Origin of the sequence: uncultured Tateyamaria sp., assembly GCF_947503045.1 — a bacterium.
In the GTDB taxonomy this organism is placed as follows: domain Bacteria; phylum Pseudomonadota; class Alphaproteobacteria; order Rhodobacterales; family Rhodobacteraceae; genus Tateyamaria.
In genome coordinates, this window is the sequence record NZ_CANNCF010000001.1 from 716,151 (window position 1) to 732,627 (window position 16,477).

General features: G+C 63.5%; 14 protein-coding genes. 10 read left to right on the forward strand and 4 right to left on the reverse strand.

Going from position 1 to position 16,477, the window contains the following annotated elements:
- The first annotated feature begins 119 nt into the window (after positions 1–119).
- The 6 genes from rpsD to Q1A89_RS03710 all read left to right on the forward strand — a co-directional run bounded on the left by rpsD (position 120) and on the right by Q1A89_RS03710 (position 5,544).
- On the forward strand, positions 120–740 hold the full coding sequence (gene rpsD, locus Q1A89_RS03685; protein WP_299723958.1) for a 30S ribosomal protein S4: 621 nt from the start codon (positions 120–122) through the stop codon (positions 738–740).
- A gap of 157 nt (positions 741–897) precedes the next feature.
- On the forward strand, positions 898–1,389 hold the full coding sequence (locus tag Q1A89_RS03690) for a DUF2867 domain-containing protein (protein ID WP_299723960.1): 492 nt from the start codon (positions 898–900) through the stop codon (positions 1,387–1,389).
- 102 nt (positions 1,390–1,491) lie between these two features.
- Complete coding sequence (locus Q1A89_RS03695; protein WP_299723962.1) at positions 1,492–2,529, forward strand: endonuclease/exonuclease/phosphatase family protein; 1,038 nt, start codon at positions 1,492–1,494, stop codon at positions 2,527–2,529.
- Between the two features lie 263 nt (positions 2,530–2,792).
- Positions 2,793–3,881 (forward strand): histidinol-phosphate transaminase, encoded by a 1,089-nt coding sequence (gene hisC, locus Q1A89_RS03700; RefSeq protein WP_299723964.1) that lies wholly within the window; start codon positions 2,793–2,795, stop codon positions 3,879–3,881.
- The gene (locus tag Q1A89_RS03705) at positions 3,881–4,789 is read left to right on the forward strand and encodes a prephenate/arogenate dehydrogenase family protein (protein ID WP_299726070.1); all 909 of its coding nucleotides are present in this window, start codon (positions 3,881–3,883) and stop codon (positions 4,787–4,789) included. Before hisC ends, Q1A89_RS03705 begins: the two co-directional genes overlap by 1 nt.
- Complete coding sequence (locus Q1A89_RS03710; protein WP_299723966.1) at positions 4,786–5,544, forward strand: extensin family protein; 759 nt, start codon at positions 4,786–4,788, stop codon at positions 5,542–5,544. Before Q1A89_RS03705 ends, Q1A89_RS03710 begins: the two co-directional genes overlap by 4 nt.
- A 73-nt stretch (positions 5,545–5,617) precedes the next feature.
- Here the strand turns inward: Q1A89_RS03710 and Q1A89_RS03715 are convergent, their stop codons facing one another.
- Positions 5,618–6,616: a DUF2125 domain-containing protein gene (locus Q1A89_RS03715; RefSeq protein ID WP_299723968.1), complete on the reverse strand. Its 999-nt coding sequence runs from the start codon at positions 6,614–6,616 to the stop codon at positions 5,618–5,620.
- A gap of 64 nt (positions 6,617–6,680) precedes the next feature.
- Here Q1A89_RS03715 and Q1A89_RS03720 point away from each other — a divergent pair, with 64 nt between their 5' ends.
- The 3 genes from Q1A89_RS03720 to Q1A89_RS03730 all read left to right on the forward strand — a co-directional run bounded on the left by Q1A89_RS03720 (position 6,681) and on the right by Q1A89_RS03730 (position 11,073).
- Positions 6,681–7,211: a gamma-glutamylcyclotransferase gene (locus Q1A89_RS03720; RefSeq protein WP_299723970.1), complete on the forward strand. Its 531-nt coding sequence runs from the start codon at positions 6,681–6,683 to the stop codon at positions 7,209–7,211.
- Positions 7,212–7,285: 74 nt separating this feature from the next.
- The gene (locus Q1A89_RS03725) at positions 7,286–8,566 is read left to right on the forward strand and encodes a biopolymer transporter ExbB (protein ID WP_299723972.1); all 1,281 of its coding nucleotides are present in this window, start codon (positions 7,286–7,288) and stop codon (positions 8,564–8,566) included.
- 2 nt (positions 8,567–8,568) lie between these two features.
- Positions 8,569–11,073, forward strand: coding sequence for a peptidoglycan -binding protein (locus Q1A89_RS03730; RefSeq protein ID WP_299723974.1), 2,505 nt, complete (start codon positions 8,569–8,571; stop codon positions 11,071–11,073).
- Positions 11,074–11,091: 18 nt separating this feature from the next.
- Here the strand turns inward: Q1A89_RS03730 and Q1A89_RS03735 are convergent, their stop codons facing one another.
- The 3 genes from Q1A89_RS03735 to gloB form a co-directional block, all read right to left on the reverse strand.
- The gene (locus Q1A89_RS03735) at positions 11,092–12,057 is read right to left on the reverse strand and encodes a M23 family metallopeptidase (protein ID WP_299723976.1); all 966 of its coding nucleotides are present in this window, start codon (positions 12,055–12,057) and stop codon (positions 11,092–11,094) included.
- Entirely contained in the window at positions 12,057–14,378 is a 2,322-nt protein-coding gene (gene clpA / locus Q1A89_RS03740; protein WP_299723978.1) for an ATP-dependent Clp protease ATP-binding subunit ClpA, read from the reverse strand. Before clpA ends, Q1A89_RS03735 begins: the two co-directional genes overlap by 1 nt.
- 195 nt (positions 14,379–14,573) lie before the next feature.
- Complete coding sequence (gloB, locus tag Q1A89_RS03745) at positions 14,574–15,341, reverse strand: hydroxyacylglutathione hydrolase (protein ID WP_299723980.1); 768 nt, start codon at positions 15,339–15,341, stop codon at positions 14,574–14,576.
- Between the two features lie 71 nt (positions 15,342–15,412).
- On the opposite strand from gloB, the gene Q1A89_RS03750 reads away from it, so the two are divergent.
- Entirely contained in the window at positions 15,413–16,156 is a 744-nt protein-coding gene (locus tag Q1A89_RS03750) for a hypothetical protein (RefSeq protein ID WP_299723982.1), read from the forward strand.
- Positions 16,157–16,477: the final 321 nt, after the last annotated feature.

Sequence of the window (16,477 nt, forward strand, 5' to 3'; positions counted from 1 at the left end):
GTGGCCCCCGCAAGGGGTTTCCTGTCGGTCCCGCAAAATCGGGGCAGAGGACAACGCCCTTCACTTGTTGGCTACTCCCTTAGCAGGGGAGCGCCTTCGACTATAGAAGGAGATCAGCCGTGACAAAACGCACGTCTGCCAAGTACAAACTCGATCGCCGCATGGGCGAAAATATTTGGGGTCGCCCCAAATCCCCCGTCAACCGTCGTGAATATGGCCCCGGCCAGCACGGTCAGCGCCGCAAGGGCAAGCTGTCGGATTTCGGCATTCAGCTGCGCGCCAAGCAGAAGCTGAAGGGCTACTACGGCGACCTGACCGAAAAGCAATTCCGTCGCATCTATGCCGAAGCGGAGCGGGTCAAAGGCGACACCGGTGAAAACCTGATTGGTCTGCTGGAGCGACGTCTGGACGCCGTTGTCTATCGTGCCAAGTTCGTGCCAACCGTGTTCGCCGCCCGTCAGTTCGTGAACCACGGCCACGTCCGTGTGAACGGCAAAAAGGTCAACATCCCCTCCTACCGCGTGAAGGAAGGCGACGTGATCGAAGTGCGTGACCGTTCCAAGCAGATGGCCGCGATCCTTGAGGCAACACAGCTGCCCGAGCGTGATGTGCCGGACTATATGGATGTCGATCACTCGAAACTGACCGCCACATTCGTGCGCACACCAACTCTGGGCGATGTGCCCTATCCGGTGATGATGGAACCGAACCTCGTGGTCGAATTCTACGCCAAAAACTAAGTGCGCGCCGGGCGTTATGCCCGGTCTGCCGCCTTTTCGGGCCGTCCCAAGGGGCGGCCTGTTTTCGTTTCTGCCCTTGCGCGCACGTGTCACACCGCGCGGTGGCGCCAGCGTGCCTAAGTTAGAGGTACGGAACCGGCAAAAAGGCAGTTGCACCATGTTCACACGCCCCAACGTCACCGCCACCCGATTGCCCGCGGACAGCGCCCTGCTGTCCCGAAAGCAGCGCGGCGATTTCCTGGACTGCTACAGCGTGCCCTCGACGGCGACCCCGCGCGCCGCGGCCGAGATCATCACGTCCTTTCCCGGCTGGGCGCAGGTTCTGGTCAAGCTGCGCGCGCTGATCACCGCGCCGTTTGGCCTGTCACAGGTCGGCCCGGAAGCGGCAGACAAGCTGGGCCCGTTTCCGGTTGAGTCGGAAAGCGGGACCGAACTGATCGCTGGCTTTGACGACAAGCACCTCGATTTTCGCGTGTCGGTGCGATCCGAGGACGGGGTTGTGTCGCTGGCCACGTGGGTGCACCCGCACAATATTGGCGGGCGCTTGTACCTTGGCCTGATCATGCCCTTTCACATCATGATTGTGCGCGATGCGCTGGCCCGGGTGGCGCGTAATGACGCGCTGCGCACGCCGCCACACCCGGCCTGACAAGAGCAGAAAGGGCTGCTGACCCGGGGTGCATTTTTCATCCCCGCGGCGCGCAACCTGTGGTAGGTTTCCTTCATTCTTTGAACTGATTTGGAGACCGACATGGGTGCCCGCGATATCTCGTTTGCGAGTTTTAACCTTTTGAATCTGCAACTTCCCGGTGAAGCGATCTATGGCGATACGGATGGGTGGGATTTCCCGACCTTTGCGCGCAAGATCAACTTTACCCGCGATGTGTTGCTGCGTCTGGAGGCGGATGTGATTGGCCTGCAGGAGCTGTGGGCGGGCGATGCGATCCAGCAGGCCCTGGCCGCCGGAGAGTTGGAGGACACCTATACCGCACTTGTCCCTCCGGATCACAACGGCAAGGGGATCGTCTGTGCCGCCCTCGTGCGCGAGGGGATGCTGGTGGGGGAGCCGGAATGGATCACCGACTTTCCCCCCGAATACGTGCTGAAATCCGGCGGGGATGACCCGCAACAGGACTTTATCGAGGTCAAGCTGAGCACGTTTTCCCGCCCCGTGCTGCATTTCAGGGTCCGCCCTGATCCACGCACGCCGGACATCCATGTCTTTGTCTGCCATTTCAAATCGCGCCGCCCGACGCAGATCTGGCGCGAGCGCAGCTGGTACGAAAAGGAGGTGCACGGCCCCCACGCCGCCGCCCTTGGCTATGCCATTTCCACGGTGCGCCGCACAGCTGAGGCTGCGGCCTTGCGGGTGCTGGTCACCAAGCTCGCCAAGACCACGGATACGCCCGTGGTCGTGATCGGCGACATGAACGATGGCAAGGACAGCAACACCCTCAACATCCTGAGTGAGCAGCCGACGTACCTGTCGCCCTTGTCGTCCGGAGGCGGGGACAATGCGCTGTATACCGCGCAGACGATGCAGGAATACCGGTCGGTCCGCGATGTCTATTATACCCATGTTTTCAAGGGCTACCGCGAGAGTCTGGATCATATTCTGTTCACGCAGGAGTTCTATGACAACTCCAAGCGGCGGATTTGGGCGTTTGACGAGATGGTGGTCGAGAATGACCATCTGAACCATGATGACCACAAGGACAGCGGCACCAATGATCACGGGGTGATCCGGGTGGGGTTCAAGTGGAAGCCTGCAGAGGGCGCGTCGGTTTAGGGGCGGACCTCGCGCAAGCCGTGACTGTGGCTGCCCGCGGGAGGCCGCGCGACGTGAATTCGGATCGTTTTATCGTGGTCATTTGTCTCTGACATTTTAGCGATGCAATAAGGTCGACGTAGCGGCCGCCCGGGGGGCTGGCAGCCGCTGGCACGGCGATCTGCGGCCTTGATTCCGTGCCGGGGTCTGGCGCGCGCTTTTGCCTCTGGCCACTCTGCCCCCGCATCCCTAAAACTGCGCTGGCAGACAACGAGGCCCCGCACATGACCCGCATCACTCCGCAACCCGGCATCATGGACATCGCTCTTTATCAGGGCGGGCAGTCGCATCTGGCCGGGGTGGAGCACGTGCTCAAGCTCAGTTCCAACGAGAACCCGCTGGGCCCGCCCCCTAGTGCGATGGAGGCACTGCGCGCGGCGGCCGGGGAGATGCACAAATATCCGTCCACCGATCACACCGCCCTGCGCGCCGCCATTGCCGAGGTTTGGGGGGTCGAGCCTGCGCGCGTGATTTGCGGCGTCGGGTCGGACGAGGTGCTGCAGTTCGTCACCCAGGCCTTTGCCGGGGCGGGGGATGAGATCATCTATACCGCGCACGGCTTTTCCATGTACCCGATCCTGACCAGCATGGCCGGGGCGACGCGCGTCTGCGTGCCCGAAACCGAGCGGGTTGTGGATGTGGATGCGATCCTGAACGCGGTGAGCGAGCGTACCCGCGTGGTGCTGCTGGCCAACCCGGCCAACCCCACCGGCACGATGCTACCCGAGGGCGAGTTGGAGCGGTTGGCGGATGGTCTGCCGCCTTACGTGATCCTCGTGATCGACGGGGCCTATGCCGAGTTTGCGACCGGCTATGACGGGGGCATTACGCTCGCAAGAGCGCGCGATAACGTGCTGGTCACACGCACTTTTTCCAAGATCTACGGTCTTGGCGGGCTGCGGGTGGGCTGGGGTTATGGGCCGCAGGATATGATCGACGTGATGACGCGCATCCGCCAGCCTTTTAACCTGTCGGTGGTGCAACTGGCTGCGGCCGAGGCGGCGGTGCGGGACCGCGCCTGGCTTGAGCGCTGCACGACGCTCAACATCGAACAACGCGCCCGGCTGACCGGCGCGCTGCGCCAACTTGGGTTGGCCTGCGATGAAAGTCACGCCAATTTCGTCCTCGCCCGCGCGACGGATGTGGCAGAGGCGGATGCGGCAGAGGCGGCGCTGAACGCGGCTGGTATCCTCATTCGGCGGGTGGCGGGTTATGGCTTTCCGGAGGGGTTGCGGATCACCGTGGGGGACGCGGAACAGACGGGCCGGGTGATCGACGCCCTGACCCGATGGCGTGAAGGGGCGGCGGCGTGATGTATGATCGAGTGGCACTGATCGGGCTGGGCCTGATCGCCTCGTCCATATTCTGGGCAATGAAACGCGGCGCGCTTGCGGGCGAAGTCACCGGCTATGCCCGTTCAAGCGAAACCCGCGACACGGCGCGGCGCATCGGTCTGTGCGACCGGGTCTGTGACAGCATCGCCGAAGCGGTTGACGGCGCGGACCTGATCGTTTTGTGCGTTCCTGTTGGTGCAATGGGCGATGTTGCGGGGGAGATGGGGCCGCATCTGGCCCCCGGCGCGATGGTCACCGATGTGGGGTCGGTCAAGCGCGCGGTGATTGACGCTGTGGCGCCGCACCTTCCCGAGGGTGTGCATTTTGTCCCTGGTCACCCGCTGGCCGGCACGGAGCATTCCGGACCCGAAAGCGGCTTTGCCGAACTGTTCGACAACCGCTGGTGCCTGCTGGTCCCTGTCGAGGGCAGCGATGTGGATGCGGTCGCGCAATTGCGCGCCTTCTGGGAAGGGTTAGGGGCAAATGTCGAGGAAATGGACCCCGATCACCATGACCTTGTGGTGGCTGTGACCAGCCATGCACCGCACCTGATCGCCTATACGATGGTCGGGGTGGCCGATGATCTGCGCCGGGTGACCGACAGCGAAGTCATCAAATTTTCTGCCGGGGGGTTTCGCGACTTTACCCGCATCGCCGCCTCGGACCCGACCATGTGGCGCGATGTGTTTCTGAACAACAAGGACGCGACGCTGGAAATTCTGGGCCGCTTCACCGAAGAACTGTTCGCCCTGCAACGCGCGATACGGCGCGGGGATGGCGACCATCTGCACGCCTATTTCACCCGCACCCGCGCAATCCGGCGGGGCATCATCGAGGCAGGTCAGGACACCGATGCGCCTGATTTCGGACGCGGAGCGAAACGGTGAGAGGGCTGGCGCTGGCATTCACGGTGATGGCGGGCCTTGCGGCGGCGGCCCCCGAGACCTCCAAACGGCCGGTGGCCCGGGCCGGGACGGATGCGCGCAATGTCGAGATCGCGCCCGCGCCCCCCCCTGCGGTGCAAACCGTCGCCTTTGTGGGTGGTGCCACATCGCTGCGCCCCTCGCTGCGACCGCGCGCGGTGGTGCAGCGCGCGATGGCGCGGCGCAATGAACGGCGCAAGGGGCAGTTGTGTGGTGATCCGGACCTGCAGGGCGACGTTGTCGGTTTTGTCCCCGGGCGCATCAATGGCTGCGGCATTCAAGAGGCGGTGCGTGTCAAATCCGTCTCTGGCGTGACGCTGAGCCAGCCTGCGGTGCTGGATTGCTCTGCCGCCAAGGCGTTGAAAAGATGGACGGAAAAGAGCGCCCAGAATGTACTGCGCAACAAGGGCGGGGGGCTCGCCAGTTACCGCGTTGCAGCGCACTATGCCTGCCGGACCCGCAACAATCAGCCCGGTGCCCGGATTTCGGAACACGGACGGGGCAAGGCGATCGACATCTCGGGCTTTGTGCTGCGCGACGGGACCACGCTGACCGTGCTCAGGGACTGGAATTCGGGCAATGGCCGCGCGCTCAAGCGCATGCACAAGGAGGCCTGCGGCACCTTTGGCACCGTGCTGGGGCCAAAGTCGGACCGGTTTCACCGCGACCATTTTCATTTTGACACCGCCCGGCATCGCGGCGGGGCCTATTGCCGCTGAGGTCGGATTTGGGGCTCTGCCCCGGTGCTGCGCACCTCCCCGGGATTTTTCCAAATCAGAGAAGGGTGGGCCGTCACCTGATGATCAGCCGTGGTGCCGGGGCGATGGGGAGGAAGCCAAGATAGATGGCGCCGTCGCGCAAAGTGAGGTCGACGTCCAGCGTGTCGGGATTGCCCGAGGCCTCGGCCAGCACCCGCAGAATGGTTTCGGCCTGATTGCGCAAGGCGGGCGGGAGCGCGCCGCTGACTTGCGCGAAATCGAGCATCGTGCGCCAGTTTTCGGCCTGGATCGACAGGGTGCCGTCCGGGATGCCGCCCGCGTCCACCACCATATCACCGGCAAAGTTGAGGTTCAGATCACCCCATCGCGCTTCGGCCAGATGCAGCGCGATGCGGCGCGGCTGCGGGCGCGCAGTGTCGAGCGTGCGGCGGTCCCATGCCTTGTCGAAGGTCACCGTGGCGCGCATCGTCAGGCTGTCAAAGGCACGCGGGAAAGTGTCGGGCAGGCGCAATTGCGCGCGGGTGGCATCGCCGGGGGCAAAGGCATCGGCGCGCGCCTCGAAATCGTAAGTGGGACCATCGGTCTGGGTCATGGTGAGCGTGAGACTGTCGGCCTGCATCTGCGTGCCACTTGCATCCTCCACCTGCCAGTCTTGGGCCGTCCATCCCAGCGCCTCAAGCTCGAGCGCCGTGCCGGGGTGCAGGTTCAGCGCCATGACGCCCTCGCGCATGGTCAGGGTCGAGCGGCCCACGGGCGAGGCCAGCACGATCGGGCCCTCATCAAGGCGCACGGTCACGTCGCCGGGCCAGTGGGTGGGGGTCGAAATGCCAAGGGTAGCGGTGCGGATCGCAAGGCCTGCTTGCGGATCGGCCAGCGCGATATCCGACAGGTTGGCCTGCAGCCGGGTCGGAAATCCGCCGCCCGTGACGGCGCCCAACTCGGCCTGCCAGCCCTCGGATCCGCGCGCCTCGAACCATGCCCGGGTTCCGTTTTGCAGCGTGCTTGAGGCGGCCCACCACCAGCCGCACCAGAGAAGGGCCAAAACTGCGGCGGCAATGATCACTTTGCGCATGCGCGCCCTTTCCCTTTTCGGTGAAATCGGGTCTATCGCATCCGATGTGGAAAGGACCAGTCAAATGACCATGTGGGTGTTCGGATATGGCAGCCTGTTGTGGAACCCCGGCTTTGAGGTTGCCGAACAGGCCACCGCGACGCTGGCGGGCTATGCGCGCTCGTTCTGCATGCGATCCATCCATCACCGTGGCACGGACACAGAGCCGGGGCTGGTGCTGGCGCTGGATGAGGCCGAGGGTGCGCTGTGCAACGGGGTAGCCTTGCGGGTGGCGGGAGGGACCGAGGACGCCACGCTGGCCTATTTGCGCGAACGCGAGTTGATATCGTCTGCCTATCTGGAGCGGATGCTGGATGTGACGCTGGGCACGGGCGAGACTGTCAGCGCGGTCACCTACGTCATCGATCCCGATCACGTGCAATATTGTGGCGGTTTGCCGCTGGAAGAACAGGCCCAGATCATCGCCCATGCGGTTGGCGGGCGGGGGCCGAACAGCGAATATCTGTTCAACACGGCCGAGCACCTGCACGAGATGGGCGTCGCCGACAGCGACCTTGACTGGCTGGCCCGCCGCGTTGCAGCGATCCGGTCATAAATCCTTGGCGCTTTTGCCTAAAACCTTATAGATTGCGCCAAGAGCAGAACAAATAAGGGGTCAGGAGCCAGCCCATGGCGCAGACCACACCCGAGGCACACCCTCACTTTTCACAGCCCTGGCGGCAAATTGCATTGATGGTGATCGTCCTGGGCCTATCCGGCTTTGGCGTTGTTCTGGCCTTGCCCCGCGTGTTGCCAGTGTTCGAGGCGAACCCCTATCTGAACGGGTTCATCGTCTTTGTCTTTCTGATCGGGCTGATCGCCTGTTTCTACATGGTCTACCAGTTGATCCAGTCGGTGCGCTGGATCGAACGCTTTGTCGGTGACGGACCGGACGCGAACGAGCGCGCGCCGCAGCTGATGGCGTCGCTGGCCTCGCTGCTGCGGGCGCGCGGTTCGCGGATGCAGTTGAACGCGACCTCGACCCGGTCGATCCTGGATTCGGTGGCCACACGCATCGACGAGATGCGCGAGATCACGCGGTATATCGTCAACCTGCTGATTTTCCTTGGCCTTTTGGGGACGTTCTATGGGCTTGCGACCACTGTTCCGGCCCTTGTCGACACCATACGCAGCCTTGCCCCGCAAGATGGCGAGAGCGGGTTTGAGGTGTTCGGGCGGCTGATGTCGGGGCTGGAATCGCAATTGAGCGGGATGGGCGTGGCCTTTGCCTCGTCGCTGCTGGGGCTGGCGGGGTCGCTGATCGTGGGCCTTTTGGAATTGTTTGCCGGGCACGGGCAGAACCGGTTTTACCGCGAGCTTGAAGAGTGGCTGAGCTCGATCACCCGTGTCAGTTTCGCCGCCGAAGGCGACGGCAGTACCGAATCCAACATGATGGCGGGCGTGGTCGATCATCTGGCCGAACAGATGGAGAGCCTGCAAAACGTGTTTCTGCAATCGGACGTCAGCCGCGCCATCGTCGATGAAAAGCTGGGCAAGCTGACAGACGCGGTCGAGCGGATGACGGCGCAGCTGCAAGGGCAGGGCGGTGCGTCTGACGGTCTGGACCGGTTGGCGGACGGGCAAACCCGCATGGCCGAAGGGCTGAACCAGATGGCCGATGGGCAGGCGCGCAGCGTTGCAGCCCAGGAACGGCTGGTCGAAGTGATCGAGGCACAGGGTACGGGCGACGGGATCGACGCTGAAAGCCGGATGCGGCTGCGCTCGATCGACGTGCAGATGCTGCGAATCCTCGAAGAGATCAGCGCGGGGCGGCAGGAAACCATGGCCGAATTGCGCACCGACCTGTCGGCCCTGACCAAGGCCCTCAGCCAGCCGCGCGGCCAGAACCGGCGCACCACGCTGACCGATGCTAATCGCGCGCGGCAGAAACCTGACAACGGGACCAGCTGAGCATGGCACTGTCGCGACGCACAGGGCAACGGTTTCAGGCCTCGATCTGGCCGGGCTTTGTGGATGCGATGACTGGACTGCTCTTGGTGCTGATGTTCGTGCTGACCATCTTTATGGTGGTGCAATTCGTGCTCCGCGAAACGATCACCGGGCAGGAAACCGAGCTGGATCAACTGGCAGGCGAAGTGGCGGCACTGGCGCAGGCCCTGGGCCTGGAGGAACAGCGCGCTGATCAGTTGGATGCGCGGGTGAATTCGCTGAACGCTACGCTGAACGACGCGCAATCGCAGGTCGAACAGCAGGCGGCACTGATTGCATCGCTAACCTCGGAACGTGACGCGCAGGCCGATGCGCTCAACGCCGCGCAAACCCGGATCACCAGTTTCGAGGCGCAGGTGGCTGCGCTGATTTCCGAACGGGAGGGCGCGCTTGAGCGGATTTCGGGGCTTGAGACCGATCAGGCGCGCCTGCTTTCGGAACAAGAGGCGCTGAACTTGGCCCTGGCCCAGGCCCGCAGTGAGACGGACGTGCAGGTCGAGGCCGCGCGTCTGGCTGCCGCCCGCACCGAGGCTCTGCAGGCTTTGGTCGCTGATTTGCGCAGCCGCAATGCGGACACGGCGTCCGAGGCGGCGGCCCTGCAAGCTGATCTGGACACCGCGCGCGCGGCTCTGAGCGCGGAAGAGGCCGCGCGTCTGACCGAGGCCGCCGCCGCCGAGGCCCTGCGCGCACGGCTGGAAAACGCAGATGCCGAGTTGACGGCGATGACTCTGGCGCTTGAGGCGCAGCGGCAAGAGGCCGAGGACACGCTGACCCTGCTTGCCGCCGCGCGCGCCGCCGAAGCTGATCTGGACGCGCAACTGGCCGCGGCCTTGTTGGCAGTCGAATCGACATCATTCAGTGCTGCCGCCGCCCAGACCCGGCTGGAACAGCTTGAGGCGGAATTGGCCAGCGCACTGGCCGAGCTGCAGAGGTCAGAGGCCGAGACCCTGTCGGCAACATCGGAACGCGCAAGCCTCGAGGCGCAACTGGCCGCAGCGTTGCTCGATGCCGAGGACGGGGCCGTCGCCGCAGCCGATCTGGAATCCCAGCTGGCGCGGGCCCTGAGCCAATTGGACGAACGCACGGTCCTCGCCGCCTCGCTCGAAGCGCGGCTTGAGGCGGCGGAGGCCGCGTTGGATGATGGCACTTCGGCCAGTGCCGCATTGCAGACCGATCTGGGCGCGGCGCAAGCGGCGCTGGCCCAGAGTGTCGCCGAAGTTGCAGAGCTGCAGGCGCAACTTGAGGGTGCCCAGAGCGCGCGCGCCGCTTCTGCCGAGGCCGTGGCGGAATTGGAGGCGCGGCTGACCACGCTTGAGGCGCGCATCGCAGCCTCCGATCTTGAGCTTACGGACATTCGCGACCGTCTGGCGGCGGCTGTTGCAGCCCGCACCGCCGCCGAAGGGACGCTGGCCGCTCAGAACACTGATTTGAGTGATTTGCGCACGCAACTGGCCACCGCCATTGCCGCGCGTGATGCCGCACTGGCCGATGCGGATGCGGCAGGCAGCAGCAATTCCGAAGTGCGCGACCAGTTGGCCGCAGCGCTGGCCGCCAAGCTGGCGGCGGAGACCGAGTTGCAGACCCTTGGCACTGACACGGCCGAGACGCGCGCAGCCCTTGCTGCGGCGCTGGCGGAAAAGGCGGCCGCAGAACAGGCGCTGGCCGAAACGAGTGCGGCGGCGGACCAGCGTGCCGCCCTGTTGGCCGCTGCGCGCGAGGCGCTGAGCGCGGAAGAAGCGGCGACACTTGAGGCGCAGCGTCAGACCGAGTTGTTGAACCAGCAGGTCGCGGCCCTCCGCACCCAGTTGGGACAGTTGCAGGCGCTGCTTGATGATGCGGTGGCGCGTGATGCCTCGCGCGAGATTCAGTTGCAATCCCTGGGGTCCGAACTCAACACTGCGCTGGCCCGCGTGGCCGCGGAAGAGCGCCGCCGTCGTCAGTTGGAAGAGGCAGAGCGCGCGCGGCTTGAGGCGGAACGCGCCGCCTTGCAGGCCGAGGCGCAGGATCTGGAGCGTTACCGTTCGGAATTCTTTGGCCGGTTGCGCGATGTGCTGGGCGCGCAGGACGGGGTCCGCATTGTGGGCGACCGATTTGTGTTCTCCTCCGAAGTGCTGTTCCCGCCGGGCCGGGCGGACCTGTCAAACGCGGGCCAGGGCGAAATTGCGAAGGTCGCAGGTATCCTGCGCAACATCGCAGGCGACATTCCGGCGGGCATCGACTGGGTCATTCAGGTTGATGGTCATACGGATAATGTGCCGCTGTCCGGCACCGGCGAATTTGCCGACAACTGGGAACTGAGCCAGGCGCGGGCCCTGTCGGTGGTGCGCCATATGGTGAATTTCCTGGCCATTCCGCCGGACCGTCTGTCGGCCAACGGTTTTGGTCAATACCAGCCGATCAACCCCGATGACACGCCTGACGCGCGCGCGCAGAACCGGCGGATCGAGTTGAAATTCACCGAGAAATAGGCGCAGCGCAGCTACGCCTTACGGGATGGTGACGGTGCCCTGCTCTGAGCCGAGCACCGCCCCGTTGCGGATCAACGTGACCGTGCCGGTATAGGTGCCGTGTCTCCAGTCGCCACGTCGTTTCTTGCCCGCGGCGCGGAAGAACTGGGCCTGATCCTTGTCGAGGGTCAGCGTCTGGTCGAGCACTGGCCCTTGTGGTCCGTCGATGCGCAATTGCATCCTGTCCCCCGCCCGGCCGCCAAATGCATAGCCAAAAAGCACAAGTGTCGGGGCAGTGACAGGCAACGTGGTGGTGACATCGCCGTCCATGACCGTTTCAAAGTCCGGAATGGCGTCGGCAAACCCGACGCGCAGGATGCCGCCGGGGCGGTAAGGTGGTGGGGTTTGCCACAGGGTCTTTTCGCTGGGGGCGCCGCAGGTGATCTGCCCGTCGGGGTCGAACGGGTCGACCACTTGCCCGTCCTTGCGCAGGGTCATGTGCAGATGCGGGAACTGGGTCCGTCCCGACAGGCCCACCTGTCCCAGCACCGTGTTCAGGCGCACGCGATCGCCCGGCTGCACGCTGACCGAGCCCTGTTTGAGGTGACAGTATTGCGTGCTCCAGCCGCCGCCATGGTCGATGGCGACGCCGTTGCCGCAGTCCCGACCAGCCAGCGCCTCGGTCTGATCGGGAGAGAACACTTCGTCAACCATGCCGTCCCGCACGCCCCGCACGGTGCCGGGGGCGGCCGGGCGCACATCGACGCCGCGCCGCATCTGGGCGCGCGAGGTCAGCGCGAAATCGGTGCCGGAATGCGTATCATAGCTGAGTGGGGCACAGCGGTAATCCATCGCCGCGTCAGAGGCGTCGTGATCGACATATTGCTGCACAAAGCACTCGGTCGACAGATCACAGAGGATGGGAGTGGTGAGGAGGATATCCCTTGCCGCAAGGGGTGTTGCGGCAAGGGCAAGGCAAAGGGACGCAATCGCGCCCGTGTGCATCAATCCGCGGTCAGAAGCGGTGGTTTGTTGCCCGACAGACGCGGTTTGTCCGGCCCTTCGAGTTTCAGGTCCAGCTCGCCACCTTTGACGCCGACCTTGACCACACCACCTTTCATCAGCTTGCCGAACAGCAACTCTTCGGCGAGCGGTTTCTTGATGTGTTCCTGGATCACACGGCCAAGCGGGCGGGCGCCCATCTTGTCGTCATATCCCTTGTCGGCCAGCCATTCGGCAGCAGGCCTGGTCAATTCGATGGTCACGTTGCGGTCCATCAGTTGCGCCTCGAGCTGGAGGACGAATTTCTCGACCACCTGCAGGATCACCGATTTCGGCAGCGGCGCAAAGCTGATCACCGCATCCAGACGGTTGCGGAATTCGGGCGTGAAGGTGCGTTCGATCGCCGCCGTATCCTCGCCCTCGCGCCGGTCGCGGTTGAAGCCGATGGCAGCCTTGGACATCTCGGACGCACCGGCATTGGACGTCATGATCAGGATCACGTTGCGGAAATCCACCGTGCGCCCGTTGTGGTCCGTCAGCTTGCCGTGGTCCATGACCTGCAACAGGATGTTGTAGACATCCGGGTGCGCCTTTTCCATCTCATCGAGCAGCAGCACACAATGCGGATGCTGGTCCACACCATCCGTCAGCATGCCGCCCTGATCGAACCCGACATAGCCCGGAGGGGCCCCGATCAGGCGCGAGACCGCATGTTTTTCCATGTACTCTGACATGTCGAACCGCAGCATTTCCACGCCCAGCGAGTCGGCCAGTTGCTTGGCCACTTCGGTTTTGCCCACACCAGTAGGGCCTGCGAACAGGTAGTTGCCAATGGGTTTTTCAGGCTCGCGCAGACCGGCCCGTGCCAGTTTGATCGCCGAGGACAGCGCCACGATGGCATCGTCCTGCCCGAACACGACCCGTTTCAGGGACGCCTCGAGGTCTTTCAGCGTTTCGGCATCGTCCTTGGAGACGTTCTTGGGAGGAATGCGCGCGATTTTGGCCACGACATTCTCGATCTCCTTGGTGCCGATGGTCTTGCGCCGCTTGGCGACGGCGACCAGATGCTGGGCCGCGCCCGCCTCGTCGATCACGTCAATCGCCGAGTCAGGCAGCTTGCGGTCGTTGATATACCGGCTTGCCAGCTCGACAGAGGTTTTGATCGCATCCGAGGTGTATTTGACCCCGTGGTGATCTTCGAAATAGGGCTTGAGGCCGCGCAGAATTTTGGTGGCATCCTCGACCGACGGCTCGTTCACGTCGATTTTCTGGAAACGACGCGACAGCGCGCGGTCCTTTTCGAAATGCTGGCGGAACTCTTTGTAGGTGGTGGAGCCCATGGTGCGCAGCTTGCCGCCCTGCAGGGCAGGTTTGAGCAGGTTGGAGGCATCCATCGCGCCACCCGACGTCGCGCCCGCACCGATTACGGTGTGGATTTCGTCGATGAACAGCACCGCGTCCTTGTGATCTTCAAGCTCGGTCACGACCGCTTTCAGCCGCTCCTCGAAATCACCGCGATAGCGGGTGCCGGCCAGCAATGCACCCATGTCGAGCGAATAGATGGTGGTGCCGGACAACACTTCGGGTGTTTCACCGGCCACGATCTTGCGTGCGAGACCTTCGGCGATGGCGGTTTTGCCCACGCCCGGATCACCCACCAGAAGCGGGTTGTTCTTGCGGCGGCGGCACAGCACTTGAATGCAGCGTTCCACCTCGGAATCGCGTCCGATCAGCGGGTCGATATCGCCCTCGCGGGATTTTTCGTTGAGGTCCACGCAGTATTTGGCCAGCGCGCTTTCCTTTTTCTCGCCTTCGGTCACGCCTTGCGGTTCTTCCTCGGCCTCGGGGGCGCCTGAGACCGGGCGCGCCTCGCCAAAGGCGGGGTCCTTGGCGACACCGTGGGCGATGAAATTCACCGCGTCATAGCGCGTCATGTCCTGTTCCTGCAGGAAATAGGCCGCGTTGCTTTCGCGTTCGGCAAAGATCGCGACCAGCACGTTGGCGCCGGTTACTTCGGTCCGCCCGGAGGATTGCACATGGATGGCAGCGCGCTGGATCACGCGCTGGAAGGCGGCTGTTGGCACCGCTTCGGAGCCGTCGATGTCGGTGACCAGGTTCGAGAGGTCATCATCCACAAACTCGACCAGAGTGCCGCGCAATTCGTCGATATCGACGGAACATGCCTGCATGACGCGGCGCGCGTCCGGTTCGTCCACAAGCGAGAGCAGGAGATGCTCGAGCGTTGCGAATTCGTGCCGGCGTTCGTTGGCCAGCGCAAGAGCCTGATGGATTGCTTTTTCCAGTGTTGTCGAGAATGAAGGCACGAGCGTGCTCCTTTCGATCGGGGTCGGATGCGGACAGCGAGGAATATCGCGCTCGCAGGCCAACCATGGCCTCATACATTTAAGTTTGGTTGAACAGCGCGCGTCTTCAAGGCTTTTCTTTGCCTCGATGCTCACATTATGCGTGAACTGCGTGTGTTTGGTGTCAATCTAGGCGTGCTGTTAGCGCAACCGCGCTCAGAAGTTGTCTTTCCGGGTGCGAATTTCGCTGAACACGTCGGCGGCGTTGGCGCCTTCCATGCCCAGATGGGCCTGAATGGCGGGGTCGTTGGCGCGCAGGAACGGGTTGGTTGCAAGCTCTTGCGACAAGAGCGAAGGCACCGTGGGTGTGCCGCTTGCGCGTTTTTCGGTCACCTCACGGACCCGCGATATAAGCTCTGGATTGTCCGGATCAATGGTGAGCGCGAATTTGGCGTTGCCGGCGGTGTATTCATGGCCTGAATAGACCCATGTATCCCCCGGCAGCACCGCCATTTTCTGCAGACTGTCGTGCATTTGCGGCTTGGTGCCTTCAAACACCCGCCCGCAGCCCAGCGCCATCAGGCTGTCGGCTGTGAAAAGGGCGCGCGCGTCCGGAAAGTGAAAGGCGATGTGGTGGATCGTGTGGCCGGACACGTCGATGACCTGCCCGTTCTGGGACCCGATGGTCACGCTGTCCCCTTCACGCACGGCCACATCCAGCGGCGGCAGGCGCCGTGAATCCGCCGCGGCCCCGATCACGCGGGCGGGGTGGGCGGCCAGTACATCCGCCAGCCCGTCCACGTGATCATAGTGGTGATGCGTGATCAGGATATCGCTCAGGGTCCAGCCGGTTTCAGCCAGTGCGGCAAGGATTGGTGCTGCCTCGGGGATGTCGATCAGTGCCGTCGCCCCGGTCTCGGCATCATGGGCGAGATAGGCGTAGTTGTCCGACAGGCAGGGGATCGTGCGAATGTCGAGAGGCATGGCATTTGCGCTTTCTTGAGGTAGGTATGGGCACAAAGGTGGCCCGCATGCCGCCCAAGGGCAAGTGATCGATGCATCTGGACGTACAGGATTTGCGCAATTTCTATTACCGCAGCGCGTTGGGGCGGGCGGCGCAAAGCTCTCTGCGGCGGCGCGTGGCGGAGTTCTGGCCCGAGGCCAAGGGCCAGACGGTTGCCGGATTCGGCTTTGCCGTGCCGCTGTTGCGCCCTTATCTGGCGGATGCCCGGCGAGTGATTGCGCTGATGCCGGGGCCGCAAGGGGTCATGCCCTGGCCGCCTGAGGGTGAAAACGTCTCTGTTCTGGTCGAGGAAACGCTGTGGCCGATTGAAACGGGCCACGTGGACAAGCTGATCATTCTGCACGGGCTGGAAACCTCCGAGCGTGCTTTTGACCTGCTGGAAGAGGCGTGGCGGGTGCTGGGGCCGGGGGGCAAGGCCCTGTTCATCGTGCCCAACCGCGCCGGCATGTGGTCGCGCCGGGATCGCACGCCGTTCGGATTTGGCCGCCCCTATTCGGCCAGCCAGCTTGAGACACAGTTGCGCAAACACCAGTTCCTGCCAGAGCGGCACTTGGGCGCACTCTATCAATTGCCCTCGGCCAAGCGACTGTGGATGAAATCCGGCGCAATGTTCGAAAAGGTGGGGCGGACGATGCCCGGCATGGTTGCGGGCGGCGCCTTTATGGTTGAGGCATCGAAACTGGTGTATCCGCCCAAGGGCAAGGTGCAACGCTCGACCGCCAAGAGGCAGAAGATCCCCCAAGGCGTGCCCGCGCCGATTGCCGGGGGGCTTTGAAGCCCAAAAAAGCGCGCGTGTGCGGAATGTGGGCGCTGTGCATGAGGATCGCACCGCATCACACGCAAAACGCGAAGGAATTCCCCAAATCTGCCATCAAACAAGGGGTTCAGGCCAAATGCGCCAACAGAAGACAGTCGAAATGACGAGATTTTCAGCTCTTGCGGCGCAGCACCCGACGGAATCGCATGCAAAAGCGTGAGTTTTACGACAGATTCCTCACATTTGGTTCGGGCCAAACGGTCGCACTTTGAGTAACCCGTTGAAAAGGCAGAAAAAGCGACCAAACACCTGTTCACGAACATATGTTGCGGGGTCTGG

Bases quoted from the DNA above. Each gene is read 5' to 3' on its own strand.
- hisC (WP_299723964.1), top strand. From the start codon at position 2,793: ATGACCCGCATCACTCCGCAACCCGGCATCATGGACATCGCTCTTTAT.
- Q1A89_RS03705 (WP_299726070.1), top strand. From the start codon at position 3,881: ATGTATGATCGAGTGGCACTGATCGGGCTGGGCCTGATCGCCTCGTCC.
- Q1A89_RS03735 (WP_299723976.1), bottom strand. From the start codon at position 12,057: ATGCACACGGGCGCGATTGCGTCCCTTTGCCTTGCCCTTGCCGCAACA.
- Q1A89_RS03695 (WP_299723962.1), top strand. From the start codon at position 1,492: ATGGGTGCCCGCGATATCTCGTTTGCGAGTTTTAACCTTTTGAATCTG.
- Q1A89_RS03690 (WP_299723960.1), top strand. From the start codon at position 898: ATGTTCACACGCCCCAACGTCACCGCCACCCGATTGCCCGCGGACAGC.
- Q1A89_RS03715 (WP_299723968.1), bottom strand. From the start codon at position 6,616: ATGCGCAAAGTGATCATTGCCGCCGCAGTTTTGGCCCTTCTCTGGTGC.
- Q1A89_RS03720 (WP_299723970.1), top strand. From the start codon at position 6,681: ATGACCATGTGGGTGTTCGGATATGGCAGCCTGTTGTGGAACCCCGGC.
- Q1A89_RS03730 (WP_299723974.1), top strand. From the start codon at position 8,569: ATGGCACTGTCGCGACGCACAGGGCAACGGTTTCAGGCCTCGATCTGG.
- Q1A89_RS03750 (WP_299723982.1), top strand. From the start codon at position 15,413: ATGCATCTGGACGTACAGGATTTGCGCAATTTCTATTACCGCAGCGCG.
- gloB (WP_299723980.1), bottom strand. From the start codon at position 15,341: ATGCCTCTCGACATTCGCACGATCCCCTGCCTGTCGGACAACTACGCC.
- Q1A89_RS03725 (WP_299723972.1), top strand. From the start codon at position 7,286: ATGGCGCAGACCACACCCGAGGCACACCCTCACTTTTCACAGCCCTGG.